Raw genomic sequence first — 19,684 nt, 5'->3', positions numbered from 1 at the left:
GCCGCCCCGGCCCCGGCCCAAGCCCCCGGCCGCGCAGGCCGCGGCGCCCGGCGTCAGGCCAATAACGTGATCGACGTGCTCCGCGCCCAAGGCAATTTCACCACCCTGCTGGCCGCCCTTGACCGGGCCCAGCTGACGGACACCCTGCGCAGCCGCCCGGCCGTCTCGATCTTCGCTCCCACGGACGAGGCCTTCGCCGCCATGCCCGAGGCCGAGCGCACGCGTCTTCTGGATCCCGCCAACGCCCAGGAGCTGCGCAACCTGCTTCTCTACCACGTGATCGTGGCCGACGTTTCGTCGCGGCAGATCCAGGGCGCCCGCGGCGGCGTCGAGACGGCCAGCCGCACCCAGGTCCTGCTGGACGGCACGGGCGAGTCGCTCAAGATCGACGGGGCGACCATCACTCGCGCCGACATCGACGCCTCCAACGGCGCGGTCTTCGTCATCGACAAGGTTCTGAACCCGGCCCAGTCCATGGCCGCCGTCGGCGATGAGGAGGCCCCGGCCGCCGCCACCCCGGCGGATGAGACGACGGCGGACGAAGCCCCCGCGACGACCCCGCCGGCCGAGACGACACCGCCCCTGCCCGGCGACACCGACGCCGATTCCCCGGCGGCTCCGCCGTCGCCAGCCGCCGCCACGCCGACGCCGAACCCGACAGGGATCACCGAGACCACTCGCCCCGCCTCGCCCGGTGCGACGGTGCCGAGCGGCCAGCCTTCGGCGGTGACCACCACCGTACAGTCGCCGCCGGTGCGCAACCCGACCGACGGGCAGGTGGACGACGAGGAGGATCCGGCCAATCCGGCGCCGACGCCGGCTCCCAGGCCGGCCCCGACTCCGCGGCCGAACTGAACGGCCTTTCGGAGTGACGAAGGCGGCGGGCTCCGGCCCGCCGCCTTTCTCTCGTCTGGGTTTAACGGTCGGCAAACCGGTGGTGGGTAAGCTGAGCGCATGGAAACGCTCACGCCCGCCCACATCGCCGCGTTCGAGGCCGTTCTGAACCGCGTTCCGTCCGAGGACCGCGCCCGCCTCCACGCCATCAAGGAGGCCGCCGCCGCCGCCGCCGCCGCCTCGGCTCCGCACTGGGACTTCGACCAGCCGGGTCATCGCGCGGAAGAGGCGCTCCAGGCCGCCTTCGGCCCCGCGCTCACCGACGATCATCGTCGCGCCCTTGTCGCCATCTGGGGGCTGGAGATGCCCGCGCGCGTCCCCGCCGCGGACCTGCCCCAGGCGTCGTTGGAGCTTTATCCGGAGTGGATCGGGCGTCTCGCCGCCTTCTTGACCGACGGCGCGAACCCCTACGACCGCGACTTCTGGGCCAAGGACGTGCGCATCTCGCTGGTCCTCAGCGTGCCCGGTGCCCGCACGCAGATGATCGACCTGTCGTCGCCCATGGGGCCGGGCCAGATCCTGCGCCATGCGCGCGAGGGGTGGGGCTGGTCGGTGATCCCGGCCTACGCGGCCGCCCAGGCCTGGAAGCCCTGGCTGGAGGTCCACACCGAAAGCCGCGAACTCGGCGACTTCAACGAGGCCGGCTGGGACCGCGCCTGGGCCACCGCGGCCGAGATCCTGAAGCGCCGCCCCGAGATGGCCGGCATGCTGGGCTCGTCCTGGTTCTACGACCCGCCGCTGGAGCAGATCAGCCCGCGCCTGGCCTATCTGCGGATCAATCCGCTGAAGCACGGCGCCTTCCTGGTCCACCAGGGGCCGGGCGAGATCCACACCCAACGCGCCGCGACCAGCTCACCCACGCGCGCGGCCCTGATCGAGAAGGGCGAGTACACCGCCCGGTCCTGGATCGTCGCCTGGCCGCGCGCGCCCTGATCAAGTGGGCGGATGCAAGGAAGGCGGGGGAGTTGGCTCAGGCCGCCTGATTTCTTCGTATCCCGGGGCGCGCAGCGACCCCGGGGAGCCAGCGGCGCTGCACGCCGGCGGAGGCGGGCGGAAGGCGAGAGGCAGCATGCCGCACGCGCGGCAGCTTCGCGCAACCGCACCGCTAGATCCCGGCCTTCGCCGGGATGACGAAAGATGGGCAGGGCCCGAAACCTACGTCCGCTTCTGACGCATCACGTCGTTAGGGTTCCTCCGACGGTCTTTGACAATTCAGTCCCCCAAGGCGCTCGGTTGAACCCTGCCATTGCACGCGTTGCACGCGTCGCACGGTGTTTTTCCCATCCGCAGGACGAAGCGCCGCCGACTTCAGGCCCGTCAGACGCTCCGGACGGTGTTTTTCACCGTCGTCCACGCCTCGCCCACCGGCCGGATCTCCAGCCCGGCGGCCCTGGCCATGCGCAGCACCCGGTCCAGGTCGTCCGGCGTGCAGCCGTAGTCGGTTGGGTCGTCTGAGACGTCGTGAGCGTAGGCCGTCAGCCAGCCTCTCGACGCCGCCGCCTCGGTCATCAGCCCTTCCAGGTCGTAGTGGGGCAGCCGACGGCTCTCCAGACCGATCGACTTGATCAGCCCTCGGTCCTCTCGGCCCGCGTTGACCCCGTCGCGGACCCCGCGCCCCAGGTTGAACCGGCCGCGCACGTGCCGCTTGGCCGACACCGTCGCATCGCCGAACGGATAGGCGAAAGTGGTCATCCGGTAGCCGCCCAGCCGCTCGCCCACCCACGCCGCATTGGCGTCCAGGCTCAGCTTCAGCGCCGCGGAGTCCATGCGCAGCACGCTGGTGTGGCCGAAGGTGTGGCAGCCGACCTCGTGGCCCGCCGCGTGCAACTCCTGCAGATGTCGCTCTACGAACTGGTCGCGGTCCATGTTCCGCTGGCCCGCCAGGCCGCCGCAGACATAATAGGTCGCCTTGACCCCATGCTCGGCCAGGATCGGCCCTGCCTCGGTCCAGGCGGTCGCCGGGATGTCGTCGAAGCTCATCGAGAACACGCCCCGGGCCGGGGCGATCTCCACCGCCTCCACGTCGAGATAGCGCGCCGCTCGGCGCCGCATCTGGTCGATCTGCTTCATGGGTGCAGATTGCACCTGCCGCGCTTAAGGAACCGTATGGCGTCGCCTTGCCGCCAAAGGGCCGCCCGTCTAGGGTCCGCGGCCTTCTTCCCCGGACGAAAAAGCCTGCCGTGACGACCGAACCGCTCGCCTTCCAGGACCTGATTCTGACGCTCCACAAATACTGGGGCGATCAGGGCTGCGCGATCCTGCAGCCCTATGACATCGAGGTCGGCGCGGGCACGCTTCACCCGGCCACGGTCCTGCGCGCCTTGGGCTCCAAGCCCTGGAAGGCGGCCTACGTCCAGCCCAGCCGCCGCCCTGGCGACGGTCGCTACGGCGAAAATCCCAATAGATTACAACACTATTACCAGTACCAAGTCATTCTGAAGCCGAATCCCGACAATCTGCAGGAGCTCTACCTCGGCTCGCTGCGCGCCATCGGCATCGATCCCAGCCTGCACGACATCCGTTTCGTCGAGGACGACTGGGAGAACCCCACGGTCGGGGCCTGGGGCCTGGGCTGGGAGGTCTGGTGCGACGGCATGGAGGTGACCCAGTTCACCTACTTCCAAGGTGTCGGCGGCATCGAGGTGGACGTGGTCTCCGGCGAGCTGACCTACGGCCTGGAACGCCTGGCCATGTACGTCCAGGGCGTCGACAACGTCTACGACCTGAAGTTCACCAAGGAGGGGCTGACCTACGGCGAGGTCTTCCTGGAGAACGAGCGTCAGCAGTCCGAGGCCAACTTCCACGGCTACGACGTCGACGGCCTGAAGCGCCGGTTCGAGGACATGGTCGCCGAGGTCTCGCGCCTGCTGGCGATGACGGGCCCGCAGGGCCAGCCCCTGGTCCTGCCCGCCTACGACCAGGTCTTGAAGGCGTCGCACCTGTTCAACCTGATGGACGCCCGCGGCGCCATCGCCGTCGCCGAGCGCCAGAGCTACATCGGCCGCATCCGCGAGCTGTGTAAGGCCTGCGCCACGGCCTACGTCGAACAAGAGCGGAAAACCGCCTGATGCCCCAGCTTCTCCTCGAACTGTTCTCGGAAGAGATTCCCGCCCGCATGCAGCCGGGCGCCGCGCGCGACCTGGAGCGCATGGCCGCCGAGCGCCTCAAGGCCGCCGGCCTGTCCTATGAGGCGCTGACCACGTTCGCCGGCCCGCGCCGTCTGACCCTGGTCGTCGAGGGCCTGCCCGCCGCCACGCCCGACCGCGAGGAAGAGCTGAAGGGGCCCAAGGCCTCGGCGCCCGAACAGGCGCTGGACGGCTTCCTGCGCAAGACCGGCCTGACCCGCGACCAGCTGGTCGAACGCGACGGCGTGCTGTTCGCCGTCATCAGCCAGAAGGGCCAGTCCACGGCGGACCTGATCCCCGGCATGGTCGACCAGCTCGTCCGGACCTTCCCCTGGCCCAAGTCCATGCGCTGGGGTTCGGGCACGCTGCGCTGGGTGCGTCCGCTGAAGCGGATCGTCGCCGTGTTCGACGGCCATGTGGTCCCGTTCGAGATCGACGGGATCCCAAGCGGCGACCTGACCGAGGGCCACCGCTTCCTGGGCTCGGGCCAGCCGTTCGCCGTCAAGTCCTTCGAGGACTACCGGGCGAAGCTGGAGCGCGAGTTCGTCCTGCTGGACGTCGCCGACCGCAAGCTGCGCATCCTGGAGGCCGCCCAGAAGGTCTGCGCCGACAAGGGCCTGGCCCTGGTCGACGACGACGGCCTGCTGGACGAGGTCGCGGGCCTGGCCGAATGGCCGACCCCGATCCTGGGTGACATGGACCCGCAGTTCCTCGACCTCCCGCCTGAGGTCATCCGCTTGTCGATGAAGGTCCACCAGAAGTATTTCGCCGTCCGCGACCCGGCCAAGCATGGTCTGGCCCCGCACTTCGTCGTGGTGGCCAACGTCGAGGCCACGGACGGCGGCAAGGCCCTAGCCGCCGGCAACTCGCGGGTGTTGAGCGCCCGCCTGAACGACGCCCGCTTCTTCTGGGACGAGGACCTGAAGACCGGCTTCGAGGCCTGGTCGAAGAAGCTCCAAGGCGTCACCTTCCACGCCAAGCTGGGCACGCTGGCCGAGCGGGTCGACCGCATCGCCGCCCTGGCTCGCGAGATCGCCCCCCTGGTCGGCGCCGACCCCGACCAGGCCGAACAGGGCGCCCGCCTGGCCAAGGCCGACCTCGCCTCGGGCATGGTCGGCGAGTTCCCGGAACTGCAGGGGATCATGGGCGGCTACTACGCCCGCGCCTTTGGCGAACCCGACGCCATCGCCGACGCCATCCGCGACCACTACAAGCCACAGGGTCCCTCGGACACGGTGCCGACTGCCCCGCTGACGGTCGCCGTCTCGCTGGCCGACAAGCTCGACACGCTGGTTGGTTTCTTCGCCATCGACGAGAAGCCCACCGGTTCGAAGGATCCGTTCGCCTTGCGTCGCGCGGCGCTGGGTGTGATCCGGCTGGTGCTGGAGAACGGGGTGCGGATCGGCCTCGCCGAAGGGGCGGTCAGTGCAGCTCTCGCGGCTCAGGCCAACATCCAGCGCATGGTCGACAAGCGGTCTGTCGAAACCGAAGTGCTCGCCTTCTTCGCCGACCGCCTGACCGTCCTCTTGCGTGATCAGGGCCAGCGCCACGATCTCGTGGCCGCCGTTTTCGCGCTCGGCGACGACGACCTCGTCCGCATCGTGCGCCGGGTCGAGGCTCTGGCCGCCTTCCTCGCCACCGACGACGGGGCGAACCTGCTGGCGGGCTACAAGCGCGCGTCCAACATCCTCAGGGCCGAGGAGAAGAAGGGACCGCTGCCGGAGGGCTTGGTCCAGACCGGCCTGCCGAACCAGCCGGCCGAGGAGACCGCGCTCGCTTCGCCGCGCGGCGCGTCGACGGCCGTGGACGCCGCCCTGGAGACCGAGGACTTCGCCGCCGCCATGACCGCCCTGGCCGCCCTGCGCGCGCCGGTGGACGCCTTCTTCACCTCCGTGATGGTCAATTCGGACATCGCGGAAGAACGTGACAACCGGTTGAAATTGCTTGGACAAGTTCGCGGCGTCATGGGCCGGGTGGCCGACTTCGGCCAGATCGCGGGATAGGTCACTTCGTCCTTTCGTCATCCGGCGAAGGCCGGGACCCAGCGGCGCGCGAGAGCGCGAAGCTGTCACACGCACGGTTCGCTGAACCATCGCCTCCGCTGCGCTTCGGTGCCGCTGGGTCCCGGGGTCGCTGCGCGCCCCGGGATGACGAAAGGAGGAGGGGAGGCGCGCCCTACCGCCCCGCCAGGCCCGGCTGGTCCATGAAGGCCGCGTCCAGCCCGTACCCCGCAAACCGGGCCAGCCGCTCGCGCAGTCTTCCGTGCGCCGCGGTCCTCGCCCGGCCCGGCTCCGCCTCCGGCAGGAAGGCATTCTCGGCGCGGAAGGTCCAGGCGGCGACCTTCAGGCCCGCCGCGTGGGCGTCGCCGATCAGGGCCGAGGGCGTCCCCGGCGTCGGCTCGATCAGGGCCGTCTCGACCCCCACCCAGCCGGCGTAGCGGGCGATCGCGGCCAGGCCTTCGGGCGTCGCCATCTGCGCATAGCCGACGTCCGGCCGGTCGAACGGCCCGCCCTCCGCCGCCATCAGCTGCAGCAGGGGCGTGTCGATCCGGGCGCTCAGCCGTTCAAGCGGCCCGGCCTCGAAGCACTGCGCCAGCACCGGCGCGTCCGCCCCGGTCAGGCCGCGCCGCTCCAGCACGGCCACGAAGGCGTTCTCCATGAGCAGACCGTGGGCGGCGAAGTAGGAGGGATGCTTCAGCTCCGGGGCCACGCCGATGGTCCGTCCCGTCCGCGCCGAGGCCTCCCGGGCCAGGTCCAGCACCTCCTCGAAGGTCAGGATCGGCTCGCGCCTGTCCCAGGCGGTGTTGGCGGGCCTGAGCTCGGGCAGCCGCTCGCGGGCCCTCAGCGTCTTCAGCTCGGCCAGGGTGAAGTCCTCGGCGAACCAGCCGGTGACCGTCTGGCCGTCCACGGTCTTGGTCGCTCGCCGCGCGGCGTACTCGGGCCGGTCCGCGACGTCGGTCGTGCCGCCGATCTCGTTCTCATGCCGGACCACCAGCACGCCGTCGCGGGTCATCACCAGGTCCGGCTCGATGACGTCCGCGCCCTGGGCGATGGCCCGCTCATAGGCCGCCCGGGTGTGCTCGGGCCGCTCGCCCGAGGCGCCGCGGTGGGCGATGATCAAGGGTTCGGCCACGGCCGGGCTCCCGACGAGGATCAGCAGGGCGGTCAGGATGAGCCGGATCATGCCCGCCGGATAGGGCAGGGCGAAGACAGGAGGATGACGCCGGCGTCAGACCCCCAGGATCCAGCCCTCTTCCTGCTCCACCCGGGCGATCAGGTCCTCGGTCGCGCCCTTGGGCGGGGCGAAGGCCTTGGCCAGGTCGCCGACCTCGTCCATGTGGGCCAGGGCTTCGGCGACGGACCGCACCTGGGCCTGGTCCTTGAACTCACCCGTCTCGGGTTTGGTGGGGAACATCGACGGCCAGACTTCGACGATCAGGGCCGACAGGGGCTCCACGTCCGCGGCGTCAAGGGCGCGCCAGCCGGTGCCGAAGGGCCAGACCGCCCCCGACGGCCCCAAGGCCTCCAGAAGGCGGCGCACCACGGGGACGCCGGTCATCGTCTGTCCGCCCATGGCGCCCGCGCCATGCATCTGCCAGACGGACTTGGGCTGCAGCTTACCCTTCTTCGCGGCCGCCTCGGTGGCGCGGAACTCGGGGATGTCGGCGCGCGCGGCGGGCGGCTTGGTTGTGGTCAGCCAGCGTTGCGCCTGCTTGGCCGGCGCGCCCCAGAACGGCCACGCACTGTCTGTCATGAGGCGGTTCATCTTGGCCGCCACCTGATATCGGTTGTTGGTGTTGTCGGCCTTGTCCACGACGTTGGCGGCCAGGAATTTCCACATCGCCGACCAGGGCGTCCCGTCCAGCTTCAGGCGCGCGGACGTGCCGGCGGGATAGCCGAAGTTGAAGTCGAAGCCGACCAGCACCCGGTCGCCGCGCTTCCTGTGGTCGGCCAGGAGGCTGGCTAGCAGGGCCTCGCCCTCGGCGCGCGTGGCGACGTTGTGGGTCTCGGTGTAGAGTCGGAACCGGACGTCGCGCTTGGCCACGCCGACCCAGACCGACTGGTCGCCGAGCTTCTTGCCCTCGGCGGCCGTCCAGTCGGCAATGATATAGGCGTCGAACAGGCGGGCCACGGCGGCCTCCTTCAGGCAGTACGCGAAACGGGATGCGGGCTTCTAGCGCCCCCGGCCGTTCGCCGGAAGGGCGAACCTGCTCAACCCCTCAGCAGGGCTTCGAGATGCGATAGCCAGCGACGGCCGAGGCGCAGCGCCTCGCCGGGCGAACCGGTCTGCACGGGCAAGGCGGCGTCCCACAGGGCCAGTTCGAACTCGGGATGGCGCGCGTCGTCGAACATCAGGCGCAGCACCACCTGCTCGGCGTCGGGGACCAGGATGTCCAGGGACTTACGGGTCTCGCCCCGGCGCACCCGCGCCACCACGTGGCCGTCGACGATGATCTCGCCGCCCTCGATCTCCTCAAAGGCATAGACCAGGCCGGCGCCGCCGCGGTTCCACAGCACCGCCACCTGCGCCCCGTCGAAGTCCAGGCCGGCGGCGCGGCCTTCCGCGGGCGAGAGGGCCTCGGCCTCGGGAACCGCGCCCAGCGACTTGACCAATGTCCGGCGCATTCGGCGGACCGGCTCCATCCACCAGGCCAGGATCAGCGCCCCTGTGGTCAGCGCCGCCGCGGCCAGCGCCACCAGCAGGACCACCCGGAGCACCTCTCCCAAGGTCAGTCCTCCAGTTCGACCACGACGGGCACGTGGTCCGACGGCTTGTCCATGTCGCGGGCGTCCCGATGCGTCTCGACCCCGCGGAACCGATCGGCGGCCTGGGGCGAGAGCAGGTGAAAGTCGATGCGGATGCCGTGGTCTCGCTGCCAGGCGCCGGCCTGGTAGTCCCAGAAGGTGTAGGTCCCGGGCGGCTGGCGGCCCAGCTCGCCGGCGTCGGACAGGCCCAGGTAGCGCAGGGCGCGGAAGGCGGCGCGGCTCTCGGGCTGGAACAAGGCGTCGGTGATCCAGGCGGTCGGGTTCTTGGCGTCCCCCGGCGTTGGGATGACGTTGTAGTCGCCGCACAGGGTGAAGGCCTCCTCCTGCGCCAGCAAGGCCTTCGCATGGGCCTGGAGCCGATCCATCCAGGCCAGCTTGTAGGCGAATTTCTCGGTCCCGATCGGATTGCCGTTGGGCAGATACAGGCAGCCCACCCGGATGGGTCGGGAAGTTTCGATCACCGCCTCGATGTAGCGGGCCTGCTCGGCCTCGGCCTCATAGCCCGAGGCATCCACGCCCGGCAGGCCCCGGCGGACATCGCTCATCGGGTGCTTCGACAGCAGGGCGACGCCGTTGTAGGTCTTCTGTCCGTTGGTCTCGACGTTGTAGCCCAGGCTCTCGAACGCCTCGCGCGGAAATTTCTCGTCCAGGCATTTGATCTCCTGGAAGCCGACCACGTCGGGCTGCGCCGCCTCCAGCCAGGCCAGCACCGTAGGCAGGCGCGCGTTGACGGAGTTCACGTTCCAGGTGGCGATACGCATGGCCCCAAGCTAAGGCGCGTCGGGGGGCTCTGTGAAGCGGTGATCGCCCAAACGAGAAACGCCCCGGAGTTTCCTCCGGGGCGTCGTCGCAGACTTGGAGAATGCTTCCCTACGGGCGGCCGCCCGAGGGCGCCGCCTCGGCCGGGGCCGCCGTCAAGGTGCAGCCGCCGCCGATGCGCTGGGCGGTGGCGCAGGGATAGGTTTCCTGCGTGACGCCGTCGGCGCCGATCCGGGCGACGTAACCTTCGCCCTCGGCGGCGCATTTCACCTCGTAGAACTTGCCGTTGGCGTTGAAGCCCATCATGCGGACCTGGGTGACGTCGCAAGCGGCGGCGGGCGTTCCGGCCAGCTTGGCTTCCAGGGTGTCGGCCTGCTCTTGGCTGGTTGTAAAAATGCACTGCCCGCCCGACGAGTTCACCAGCAGGCAATCCTTCAGGTCCCAGCCCGAGGCGGCCTTCTGCAGCCAGTAGCCGTCGACGCCGGCGCAACCGATCTCGTAGACGATGGCGTCACCGTTCTTGCCGATGGCCTGAGCCGCGTCGATGTTGCAGGTGACGCCGGCTTCGCGCGCCCAACCGCCGATGACCGCCAGGCCGTTCTGGTTGGCCGGCAGCGCGCACTGCTGGCGACGTCGGCGTTGGGATCGCGTGCACGCGCGATGGCGGCCGTACCGGCCAGCTCGATGCAGCTGAAGGCCTGCGGCGGCGTATTGGCGATCAGCAGGTAGCCCGACGCATTGGCGCAGGCCGCCTCGTACACCTGGGCCTGGCCGATGGTTCCCGGGTTGATCGCCTCGGTCACCTCACAGGTGACGCCGGCGGCCGTCAGTTGCGCCTGGGCGGCGGCCTTGACCTGCTCCGGGTTCTGGGTCGCGCGCGCTCCCCGCTGCTGGCGACGGGGCGGGCGGCGTGAGCCGTAGTCGCGGGCTTCCTCACGTTCGTTGACTTGGCCCGACTGAGGCCGGTCGCTTCGGGTGGCGCTGGTTGCGCTGGTGGCGCGATCCGTCCCTGTGCGGTCGCCGGAAGGCGGTTGCTGGGCGAGTGCGGGCTGGGCGGCCATGCAGAGCGACAGCGCGAGCGCGCCGGCCAGGCCGAGCATCTTTCTGTTCAACACGAGGGAAACTCCGGAAGGAAATCGTCGGCGACACCCTTGGCCAGCGCATGAGGCGGGGTCAAGGCGTGAAGGGGAACGCTGGACTGCCGCGGATGGTTCGGGCTATCCATGCCTGAGTTGCGATTGGAGACGGACTTGCCGGACGGCGCCATCCCCCCCGAAACCTCAGCGGCGCCGATCGAGCGCGGGCTGACCTATCCGTTCGGGGCGCCGCCCGCGTCGGGCGAGGGGACCTGGGTCGCGCCGGACGTGCTGTGGATGCGTCTGGCCATGCCGATGGCCCTCAATCACATCAACGTCTACGCCGTGCGGGACGGCGAGGGATGGGCGCTGGTCGACACTGGGCTGAAGCTGTCCACGACCCAGGCCGAATGGGACGCGCTTCTGGCCGGGCCGCTGGGCGGACGGCCGGTGACCCAGGTGATCTGCACTCACATGCATCCGGACCACATCGGCCTGGCCGGCTGGCTTTGCGAGCGCTTCTCGGCGCCGCTGCTGATGACGCGGCTGGAATATGTGATGGCGCGGATGCTGCTGGCGGACACGGGCCAGCCGGCGCCGGAGAGCGGCGCGGTCTTCTACCGCGCGGCCGGTTGGGACGAGCCCCAACTGGAACGCTACCGCAGCGAGTTCGGCCAGTTCGGGCGGGCGGTGTCGCCCATGCCCGCCGCCTATGTGCGGATGCGCGACGGCGAACATGTGCGCATCGGCGGCCAGGATTGGCGGGTGGTCGTCGGCGAGGGGCACAGTCCGGAGCATGCCTGCCTGTGGCGCGAGGGCGACGGGATCGTGCTGGGCGGCGACCAGATCCTGCCGAAGATCTCCTCCAATGTGTCGGTCTGGCCGACCGAGGCCGAGGCCGATCCCCTGGGCGATTGGCTGGTATCGCTGGAGCGAATGAAGACCGTCTTCCCGGACGACGTGCTGGTCCTGCCTTCGCATGGCGAGCCCTTCCGGGGCGTGCAGACCCGGCTGGACGCCCTGATCCGGGGCCACCACGTGGCGCTCAGGCGTCTGGAGCGCGCCTTGCAGGAGCCCCGCCGCGCCGTGGACGTCTTTTCCGCCCTGTTCGCCCGCCCGGTGGGCGACGGCGTGCGAGGAATGGCGACAGGCGAAAGCATCGCGCACCTGAACTATCTGCTCCGCCAGGGGCGCGCCGTCCGAAGCCGAGACGCGGACGGCGTCGACTGGTGGAGCGCTGTCGATCAAGGGGAGGCGGCATGACCGACCACATCAAGACCGAACTGGCCGGCGGGGTCCTGACCGTCACCCTGGCCCGACCCGAGAAGAAGAACGCCATCACCCAGGCGATGTACGCCGCGCTGTCCGACGCGACCGAACGGGCCCGCGCCGACGACGCCGTGCGTGTGCTGCTGTTCCGGGGGGAGGGCGACAGCTTCTCGGCCGGCAACGACATCGCCGACTTCATCGCCATCGGCTCGCAGACGCAGACGCCGTTGGACATGTCGGTGTTCCGGTTCCTGAAGGCCCTGGCCGATCTGGACAAGCCGGCGGTGGCGGCCGTGCGCGGGCGGGCCGTCGGCATCGGCCTGACCCTGCTGCTGCATTGCGACATGGTGGTGGTGGCCGAGGACGCCCTGCTGTCGGCGCCCTTCATCAACCTGGCGCTAGCTCCCGAGGCCGCGTCCTCGCTGCTGTTGCCGGCGGTGCTGGGCCACCAGCGCGCGTTCGAGGTCTTCGCCCTGGGCGAGCCGATCGACGGCCGCACCGCCCTGACCTGGGGCCTGGCGAACCGGGCTGTTCCGGCCGATCAGGTCGAAGCGTCGGCGGCGGAGCTGGCCGGCAAGCTGGCCTCGCGGGCACCCAATTCCATTCGAAAGACCAAGGCCCTGATGCGGGATTCGGAGCGGCTGTGGACCCTGATGCAGCGCGAGGGCGAGGCCTTCGGCAGCCAGATGAAGAGCCCCGAGGCGATGGAGGCCTTCATGGCCTTCACCCAGAAGCGCGCGCCCGATTTCTCGAAGGCCGGCTGATATCGGTTGATTCGCGGGGACGCGGGCCTTAGGTGCGCGCCTCCATGTATGACGCCGCCGCTCCCAGCCCCGTGCGCATCGACGCCGAAACGCCCGCCGACGCCGCGTCGGTGGAGGCGCTGGTGCTGGCCGCCTTCGGTCCGGGACGCTTCGCCAAGACCGCCGAACGCCTGCGCGAACGGGCCGCCATCGCCGCCGGCTTCGTGGCCCGCGACGGGGGCCGGCTCGTCGGCTCGGTGCGTCTATGGGCGATCACCGTGGACGGTCGCCCGGCCATGTTCCTAGGGCCAATCGCGGTCGCGACCGACCGCCGCCGGAGCGGGCTCGGAGCCGACCTGGTCAAAGCTTGCGTGACTCATGCGGAAGCGACAGGGCGAGGGGTGCTTCTGGTCGGCGATCCGCCGTATTTCGGGCGGTTCGGCTTCGCGGCCGCTCCCAGCGCTCGGCTGCCGGCCCGGTCGATCAACACCGCGTGCTGTGGCTGGGCGAGGGCGACGCCGCCGGGGACGTGCGCGCCAGCGCCTGACCGATCGGTCGGAACGGTCCGCCCCCTACCGGGTTAGGCAAGCTCCACCGCGCGGAGACCTCATGCCGGTTCGACCCAGCGACACACCCTTCACGCTCAATCTGACGGGGCCGGGCAGCCACACCCTTTCGGTCGAGGCCGGGCAGGGCAGTCTCGCCATCGGCCCCAGGGGGATGCCCGGCGTTCGCAAGGTGGACGCCGTCGTCGAAACCGACGCGGCGGTGGATTGGGGCGCGTTCGACGGATTGACCGTGCCCGCCGGTTACCCCTGGCCGCGATTCTTCCACTACCACGGGCGGGACACGGGCTTCGCGGCCTGGTCGAGAGGTCGGCCCATCGAGGATTTCAGCTGGCGGCCTGCCGGGCCCGCCAAGCTCGATCTCGCGGGTGCGCGGATCGGGACTCTGGAACTGAGGCTCGCCGACGCGGACCTGGAGCTGTCGCTCGCGGGCGTTCAGGATGTCGGGACGCTGAGCATCGAAGGCGACCCGGACCGCCTGAAGGTCGCCGGCATGGGGCGGAAGGTTCCCGATCTTGAGTTCCAGCTGGCGCGGCGCGGTAAGGGAAGGACGCTGGCCTTGCCCAGCCAGGGCGGTCTGGCGACGGCCCGAAGCGTGACGGTGGGCGTGGGCCCAATGGGACCGGCGTTCGATTGCGCCTCCCTGCTGCAGTTCGAGCGCCTGGAAAGCCTGACCCTGTCCGGGGCCCTGACGAATCTGGACGCGCTGTCGCGACTGATCGGACTGCGACACCTAGCCATCCGGTTCTGCCCGGACCTGTCCGGATTGCCGCCGCTGGCAGACTTCCCGGACCTGACCGGTTTCATCGCCGCCAACATCGACAAGGGCGCGGCTTCGAACCTCAAGCGGCAGGTCGCGCAGCTGGCCGCCTCCGGTCGGCTGACGGAGTATGCGAACGTTTCCGCCCCCCGCGACGCCGCCTGGTTCGCGACCGAGTACGGCGCGCCCTTCGCCTGGTGGCCCGAGAAGATGGGCAAGAAGGCCGGCAAGGCCTACAAGACCGCCGCCGCAGCGGTGGGCAAGGCCCGTTCGGCCGCCGAGGCGAGGGCCGCCGTGGAGGCCTTCGTCGCTGCGATCAACGGCCTGCCGGGCGTCGAGACGAGCGAACGCGAGGACGTTGGAACGGCGGTGGATCGACTGGCGGGCCTGACCCCCGGATTGGTCACGGCGGCCGAGGCGCAGGCGTGGTTCGACGCCGCGCGGGACTTCTGAGCCTCGGGATGGCGAAGCCTGGTTGCGCAGAGGCCTTGCGAGCGTAAATCTCGGTCATGGCCGAGTCTCCTCCAGCCACTGGATTGGCCGTCGTCGCCGAGGCGGCGAGGCAGGCGCCTGGGCGCGGTTTGCCGCCGGTTCACCTGTGGAACCCGGCGCACTGCGGCGACATCGACATCGTCATCCGTCGCGACGGAGTCTGGATGCATGAAGGGTCGCCGATCGGCGGCCGGAACTGGTGCGGCTGTTCTCGACTGTCCTGCGCAAGGACCCCGACGGCTACTGCCTGGTCACGCCTGCCGAAAAACTGACCATTCGCGTCGAGGATCTGCCCTTCCGAGCGGTCTCGGCGGACCGGCGGGGCGCGGCTCTGGTGTTCGTCACCGACGTCGGCGACGAGGTCGAGGCGGGATCCGACCACCCGCTGGTGGTCGAGACGGACCTGGCGACCGGCGAACCCGCGCCACGGATTCATGTGCGCGCGGACCTTTGGGCTCGCATCGCGCGGTCCGTATTTTATGAACTGGTCGAGGCGGCGAAGGTCGAGGATGGCCGACTGGCGGTGCGATCCAACGGGGTCGCCTTCGCCCTGGGGCCGATCGGGGCCGGCGTCGCATGAGCCTGGCGACGCTGAGGCGGCGATTGGCCGAACGCCTGGCGCCCGCGTCGGCCTGGTCGGCGGACGCCCGCGCTGTGCGTTCGGACTTTGACCTGAACCCCGACGCGGAAAGGCCGGGCCGAGCCCTGCGGCCGGCCGCGGTGCTGATCCCGGTGATCGCGCGGCCCGAGGGCGCGACCGTCCTGATGACGCGCCGGTCCGACAGCTTGGCCAGCCACACAGGTCAGATCGCCTTCGCCGGCGGCCGCCTGGACCCTGGCGAGACGGCCGTGGCGGCAGCCTTGCGGGAGGCTTTCGAAGAAGTGGCGCTGGACCCAGCCTTGGTCGAGGTGATGGGGATCGGCGATCCTTATGAAACCGGCACCGGCTTCCTGGTCACGCCGGTGGTGGGATGGCTGGCCCAGCCCCCCGTGACCAGGCCGTCGCCTGAAGAGGTCGCCGAGGTGTTTGAGACGCCCTGGGACTTCCTGATGGATCCCGCCAACCACCGGCGGGACTTCTATGACCGCGAAGGCCAGCCCCGGCGCTGGTTCTGGGCGGTGCCGTATGAGCAGCGCTACATCTGGGGCGTGACCGCGGGCATCCTGCGGGCGCTGCAGATCCGACTGTACGGCGACGAAGCCGCGCCCCTGGCCGCCGCGGGCGAGGACGCCGCATGAGCCGTTTGGAAGGCCAGGCCTGGCTCTCCGCTCCGGCGACGCGCGCGGTGATGACGGCGCTGGAGGCGGCCGGCGGCTCCGGCTGCGCGCGGTTCGTCGGCGGCTGCGTGCGCAATGCCCTGATGGGGAGGCCGATCGACGACATCGACATCGCCACCGTTCTGAAGCCCGAGGAGACTGCGAGGGCGATTCGCGCCGCAGGGCTGAAGGCCGTGCCGACGGGGATCGAGCACGGCACCGTCACGGCGGTGGCGGAACGCACCCCGTTCGAGATCACGACGCTGCGCCGGGATGTCTCGACCGACGGGCGCAACGCCACGGTGGCCTTCACCGACGACTGGGCCGAGGACGCGGCGCGGCGCGATTTCCGTTTGAACGCGCTCTATGCCGACGGCGAAGGGGAGATCTTCGACCCGACCGGGGAGGGCGTGGCCGACGCCGCGGCCGGACGGGTCATCTTCGTGGGCGATCCGGAACGGCGGATCCGCGAGGACTACCTGCGCATTCTGCGCTTCTTCCGGTTCTTCGCCTGGTACGGGCGCGGCGAGCCCGACACCGCCGGCCTGGCCGCCTGCCGGGCCGAAAGAGCGGGCATGGAGCGGCTGTCGGCCGAGCGGGTGTCGAAGGAGCTGATGAAACTGCTGGCCGCGCCGGATCCTCGTCCGGCGATGCGGGCGATGGCCGACGCGGGCGTCCTGGCGCAGGTGCTGCCGGAAGCTCGAACCCTTGATCTGTTCGACCCGACGGTCGATCTGACGAACGATCCGGTGGCGAGGCTGGCGGCCCTGTTTCCGGTGCAGCCGCAGGCGATGCGCGAGGCTTCGGCGCGGCTGCGCTTTTCCAATGCGACGCGCGACCGCCTGACGGCCTTCGCCTTGGCCATGCCCGCGGTGGATCTGGGGATGAGCGAGGCGCAGGCGCGGGCGGCGATCTATCGCCATGGCCGCCAAGCAATCGCGGACGCCCTGCGGAGGCGAGAGGCGGAGGAGCCCGGGCGGATCCTCGACGCGGCGCGGCTTCAGGCGGTGGCGGCCAACTGGATCCCGCCCGCCATGCCGGTGGGCGGCAAGGACGTGGCGCGCCTGGGCGTGGCGCCCGGGCCCGAGACCGGACGGATGTTGAAGGCGTTCGAGGAAGGCTGGATCGCCGACGATTTTCCGGCGGACGGACACGCCGAACGGCTGGCGGCCCTGGTCAATCCGCCGCGCGGGTGAATTCGGTCACCACCGGCCGGTGGTCTGAGCCGGCGGGCCGGCCAAGCCTTCGGTCCAGCAGGGCCAGATCGGGCGACCGGTAGACCTGGTCGATCGTGATCCCGAACGCTGAGGGCAGGGCGTCCGGCCAGGTGCCCGGGAAGCCCGGCGCGGGGATCAGGCCCATGTCGTCTCGCACCTGCCGGCCGATTCGGGCGCTGGAGATGCTGTTGAAGTCGCCCGCGACGATCACCGGTCCTTCCAGACTGCGGCGGATGTCGGTCAGGGCCATCGTCTGGGTGATCTGGCCCCACTGGAACTGGTAGGGCCAGGGCCGGGTCAGGTGGACGCCGACGATGTTCACCGGCCCCAGGGGCGTGCGGGCGATAGCGCCGACCGAGTGCAGACCGTCGGGGGGATCGCGTAGCGGCGTCAGCGGATAGCGCGACGCGATCACCGAGCGCGAGGGGCCGCGGGTCTGATCCAGTCGGACCGACGCCACCCGATGCGGATAACCCTCGAGGATCTCGTCGGCTTGCTGCGCCGGTTCACGGCCCAGCTCGATCAAGACCACGACGTCCGCATCGGCCTCCTCGATCGACCGGCGGATCGCGGGGACGTCGTTGTTCAGATAGTACAGATTGGCCGAGTAGAGCCGCAGCGTGGGCGCGCCTGGCTGGGACCGGCCGACGGACGGGAACCACTGCGGCCAGACGGCGACGAGGAGCAGGGCGGCCACGCCTGTCGCCGCCAGCACCCATCGCCAGCTGCGGACCACAGCGAAGGCGACCGTGAGCAGGAGGGTCGCCGCCAGCGCCGGCGCGGTGAACTGGGCGAGGATGTCGATCCAACGATGACCCACGCCACTGAGGGCGGCCAGGGCGATCGGCAAAGGCGCCGAGAGGGCCGCGAGGGCGCAGAGATGGAACGCCAGCCTTGCCAGCGACAGGCGGGCGGGTTCTTTAAGGTGAACGCGGGTCGTCATGGCGCGTTATGGGCTCGCTTGGAGGGGTGCATGGCCAGACGGACCATCCGCGATATCGAGAAAATCTGGTCCAATGTCGAGGGCGTGAAGAAATTGTCCGACCGGGCGGTCGGGATCGGCCCATTCGGCATAGGCATGGACGGCTTGCTGACCTGGGTGCCGGTTGTGGGCACCGTCTACAGCGTGGGCGCCGCCGGCTGGCTTCTGGTCCAGGCGACACGGGCCAAGGCCCCGCCCGGCACCGTGGTCCAGATGCTAGCCTACCTGGGTCTGGACAGCGCCACGACCGCCATCGGCGAGGTGCCCTTCCTGGATTTCGTGCCTAGCGTAGTGGACGTCCTCTTCCCCGGGCATCTCCTGGCCGCCAAGGCCCTGCAGAAGCACATCGAAAGCACCCACTGGGTCGAGAGCAGCGAGCGCCAGGCCAAGGCGTCGGGCGAACACGAGCGGCATCTCGAAACCGTCCGAACCGATCCGAAGCTCAAGCGGATCGTCTATTTGCACGACTGAGCGTAGGGACATTTCGGAATTCCCAGCGAACCGAAATCGCCTAATCCATTGATCCATATGACTTAGGTGTTTGCTTCAGCGTCATGAACGCGCCTGGGCTGGCCGCGAGCTCAGACTGATCTCCGACATCGATTTCGGAGATTGCGATGAGCGACGACCAATCCCCTCGGCTGGCCCTGCCTTATCTGGCCGCCAGCCAGATGCAGAAGCACGTGACGTTGAACGAGGCGCTGACGCGTCTGGACGCCCTGGTTCAAGCGACCATCGTCAGTCGGACGCTCGCGATCCAGCCGGCCGCACCCATAGACGGCGACCTTCACATCCTGCCCGCCGACGCCGACGGGGCGGCCTGGAAGGCCTTCTCGCAAGGAGACCTGGTTCGTGCCGAAGCGGGCGCGTGGACGGTGGTCGACGCACCCCAGGGCATGCTGGCCTTCGTCGCTGACGCTAGGGAGTTCGTGGTTCGCCGGGAGGGGGGCTGGGAGCGCTTGGGCGAAACCCTGGGTGATGTCGGCCCGCTGGTGACGCTTGGGATCGGGACCAACGCGGACGCGAACAATCCGTTCGCAGCCAAGCTGAACAGGGCGCTGTGGACGGCGCGGGAGGCGGCCTCCGGCGGCGACGGCGATCTCAGGCTCACGCTGAACAAGGAAACCGCGGCCGACGTCCTGTCGCTGTTGTTCCAGTCGGGATACGGCGGCCGGGCGGAGTTGGGCCTGATCGGCGACGACAACCTGGCCCTCAATGTCAGTTCCGACGGCGAAGCCTGGCTGAACGCCTTCAGCGTCGATCGCGCGACCGGGCGCGTGACCTTCGGCCAGGGCGCGGGCCGGCGCGAGACGACGGTGCTGACGTCCGACGGGTCCTGGACGCGCCGGCCTGGGCCCGATCCGGTGGAGGTCGCGGCCGTAGCCGGCGGCGGCGGCGGAGGATCCGGGCGCGTTCGGAGCTTCGGGCGATCGACACGGGGGCGGTGGAGGCGGAGCAGGCGGGATCGCCCGCGCGACCTGGCCCGCGGACCGGCTGGCCGACGGACTGACGATCATGGTCGGGAGCGGGGGAGCTGGAGGGACGGCCTCGGCTGGAAGCTCGGGTGGCGACACGGTGATCGCGCTCGGATCGACCTCGATCCTCACAGCCGCCGGCGGGGAGGGCGGGGCGGGCGGCGCCGCGTCGAATGGAACAGGAGGGCGGGGGAGGGCGCGGGGCGCGCCGCGATCGAACGGCGGCGGAGCCTCCAGCCTGATCGCGCCCGGTGCCGTGGGCGACAGCCGCGAACGACCCGACTCGGCCGGTGGCGGCGGCGC

Annotated in this window: 21 protein-coding genes and 1 pseudogene; 14 read left to right on the top strand and 8 right to left on the bottom strand. The window is 70.2% G+C overall.

Annotated elements, in window-relative coordinates:
• Both AC2W7C_RS02305 and AC2W7C_RS02300 read left to right on the top strand, forming a co-directional pair.
• A partial coding sequence (locus AC2W7C_RS02305; protein ID WP_485999993.1) for a fasciclin domain-containing protein occupies nt 1–855 on the top strand: 855 nt, incomplete at its 5' end.
• Between the two features lie 99 nt (nt 856–954).
• Nucleotides 955–1,827 carry a hypothetical protein gene (locus AC2W7C_RS02300; protein WP_485999992.1) on the top strand — a complete coding sequence of 291 codons (873 nt, stop codon included), beginning with the start codon at nt 955–957 and terminating at the stop codon, nt 1,825–1,827.
• Between the two features lie 384 nt (nt 1,828–2,211).
• On the opposite strand, the gene AC2W7C_RS02295 is transcribed toward AC2W7C_RS02300, so the two are convergent.
• The gene (locus AC2W7C_RS02295) at nt 2,212–2,979 is read right to left on the bottom strand and encodes a polysaccharide deacetylase family protein (RefSeq protein ID WP_485999991.1); all 768 of its coding nucleotides are present in this window, start codon (nt 2,977–2,979) and stop codon (nt 2,212–2,214) included.
• Between the two features lie 95 nt (nt 2,980–3,074).
• On the opposite strand from AC2W7C_RS02295, the gene AC2W7C_RS02290 reads away from it, so the two are divergent.
• Together AC2W7C_RS02290 and glyS are read left to right on the top strand one after the other, a co-directional pair.
• Nucleotides 3,075–3,962 carry a glycine--tRNA ligase subunit alpha gene (locus AC2W7C_RS02290; RefSeq protein WP_485999990.1) on the top strand — a complete coding sequence of 296 codons (888 nt, stop codon included), beginning with the start codon at nt 3,075–3,077 and terminating at the stop codon, nt 3,960–3,962.
• A complete protein-coding gene (gene glyS, locus AC2W7C_RS02285) occupies nt 3,962–6,022 on the top strand; it encodes a glycine--tRNA ligase subunit beta (RefSeq protein ID WP_485999989.1) in 2,061 nt (686 codons plus the stop codon). The genes AC2W7C_RS02290 and glyS overlap by 1 nt, the downstream gene beginning before the upstream one ends.
• 172 nt (nt 6,023–6,194) lie before the next feature.
• On the opposite strand, the gene AC2W7C_RS02280 is transcribed toward glyS, so the two are convergent.
• From AC2W7C_RS02280 to AC2W7C_RS02255, 6 genes are all read right to left on the bottom strand, one after another.
• Nucleotides 6,195–7,202, bottom strand: coding sequence for a glycerophosphodiester phosphodiesterase family protein (locus tag AC2W7C_RS02280; protein WP_485999988.1), 1,008 nt, complete (start codon nt 7,200–7,202; stop codon nt 6,195–6,197).
• A gap of 45 nt (nt 7,203–7,247) precedes the next feature.
• Entirely contained in the window at nt 7,248–8,150 is a 903-nt protein-coding gene (locus tag AC2W7C_RS02275) for a cobalamin biosynthesis protein CbiG (RefSeq protein ID WP_485999987.1), read from the bottom strand.
• Between the two features lie 80 nt (nt 8,151–8,230).
• Nucleotides 8,231–8,737 (bottom strand): hypothetical protein, encoded by a 507-nt coding sequence (locus AC2W7C_RS02270; protein WP_485999995.1) that lies wholly within the window; start codon nt 8,735–8,737, stop codon nt 8,231–8,233.
• A gap of 11 nt (nt 8,738–8,748) precedes the next feature.
• On the bottom strand, nt 8,749–9,546 hold the full coding sequence (xth, locus tag AC2W7C_RS02265) for an exodeoxyribonuclease III (RefSeq protein WP_485999986.1): 798 nt from the start codon (nt 9,544–9,546) through the stop codon (nt 8,749–8,751).
• 109 nt (nt 9,547–9,655) lie between these two features.
• Nucleotides 9,656–9,964 carry a hypothetical protein gene (locus AC2W7C_RS02260; protein ID WP_485999985.1) on the bottom strand — a complete coding sequence of 103 codons (309 nt, stop codon included), beginning with the start codon at nt 9,962–9,964 and terminating at the stop codon, nt 9,656–9,658.
• A gap of 14 nt (nt 9,965–9,978) precedes the next feature.
• On the bottom strand, nt 9,979–10,644 hold the full coding sequence (locus AC2W7C_RS02255; protein WP_485999984.1) for a hypothetical protein: 666 nt from the start codon (nt 10,642–10,644) through the stop codon (nt 9,979–9,981).
• A gap of 150 nt (nt 10,645–10,794) precedes the next feature.
• On the opposite strand from AC2W7C_RS02255, the gene AC2W7C_RS02250 reads away from it, so the two are divergent.
• The 8 genes and pseudogenes from AC2W7C_RS02250 to AC2W7C_RS02215 all read left to right on the top strand — a co-directional run bounded on the left by AC2W7C_RS02250 (nt 10,795) and on the right by AC2W7C_RS02215 (nt 16,903).
• On the top strand, nt 10,795–11,883 hold the full coding sequence (locus AC2W7C_RS02250) for an MBL fold metallo-hydrolase (protein WP_485999983.1): 1,089 nt from the start codon (nt 10,795–10,797) through the stop codon (nt 11,881–11,883).
• Entirely contained in the window at nt 11,880–12,653 is a 774-nt protein-coding gene (locus AC2W7C_RS02245; RefSeq protein ID WP_485999982.1) for an enoyl-CoA hydratase, read from the top strand. The genes AC2W7C_RS02250 and AC2W7C_RS02245 overlap by 4 nt, the downstream gene beginning before the upstream one ends.
• Nucleotides 12,654–12,685: 32 nt before the next feature.
• Nucleotides 12,686–13,216, top strand: coding sequence for a GNAT family N-acetyltransferase (locus AC2W7C_RS02240; RefSeq protein ID WP_485999981.1), 531 nt, complete (start codon nt 12,686–12,688; stop codon nt 13,214–13,216).
• Nucleotides 13,217–13,241: 25 nt separating this feature from the next.
• Nucleotides 13,242–14,411, top strand: a complete 1,170-nt coding sequence (locus tag AC2W7C_RS02235; RefSeq protein ID WP_485999980.1) for a hypothetical protein — start codon at nt 13,242–13,244, stop codon at nt 14,409–14,411.
• A 56-nt stretch (nt 14,412–14,467) separates the two neighbouring features.
• Nucleotides 14,468–14,679: pseudogene (locus tag AC2W7C_RS02230) on the top strand (DUF1285 domain-containing protein); the annotation flags it as partial.
• Nucleotides 14,680–14,784: 105 nt separating this feature from the next.
• Nucleotides 14,785–15,030 (top strand): DUF1285 family C-terminal domain-containing protein, encoded by a 246-nt coding sequence (locus AC2W7C_RS02225; protein ID WP_485999994.1) that lies wholly within the window; start codon nt 14,785–14,787, stop codon nt 15,028–15,030.
• Nucleotides 15,027–15,689: a CoA pyrophosphatase gene (locus AC2W7C_RS02220; protein ID WP_485999979.1), complete on the top strand. Its 663-nt coding sequence runs from the start codon at nt 15,027–15,029 to the stop codon at nt 15,687–15,689. The genes AC2W7C_RS02225 and AC2W7C_RS02220 overlap by 4 nt, the downstream gene beginning before the upstream one ends.
• A complete protein-coding gene (locus tag AC2W7C_RS02215; protein ID WP_485999978.1) occupies nt 15,686–16,903 on the top strand; it encodes a CCA tRNA nucleotidyltransferase in 1,218 nt (405 codons plus the stop codon). Before AC2W7C_RS02220 ends, AC2W7C_RS02215 begins: the two co-directional genes overlap by 4 nt.
• Here the strand turns inward: AC2W7C_RS02215 and AC2W7C_RS02210 are convergent.
• On the bottom strand, nt 16,884–17,867 hold the full coding sequence (locus AC2W7C_RS02210) for an endonuclease/exonuclease/phosphatase family protein (protein ID WP_485999977.1): 984 nt from the start codon (nt 17,865–17,867) through the stop codon (nt 16,884–16,886). The genes AC2W7C_RS02215 and AC2W7C_RS02210 overlap by 20 nt on opposite strands.
• Before the next feature lie 30 nt (nt 17,868–17,897).
• Between AC2W7C_RS02210 and AC2W7C_RS02205 the strand changes: the two genes are divergently transcribed.
• A complete protein-coding gene (locus AC2W7C_RS02205) occupies nt 17,898–18,377 on the top strand; it encodes a DUF4112 domain-containing protein (RefSeq protein WP_485999976.1) in 480 nt (159 codons plus the stop codon).
• 146 nt (nt 18,378–18,523) lie between these two features.
• Nucleotides 18,524–19,684: DUF2793 domain-containing protein (locus AC2W7C_RS02200; RefSeq protein ID WP_485999975.1), on the top strand; the 1,161-nt coding region annotated here is incomplete at its 3' end.

Source organism: Brevundimonas sp. CURTG3B2_SDJG (genome assembly GCF_057364705.1).
This window is presented reverse-complemented; position numbering and strand designations above follow the sequence as displayed.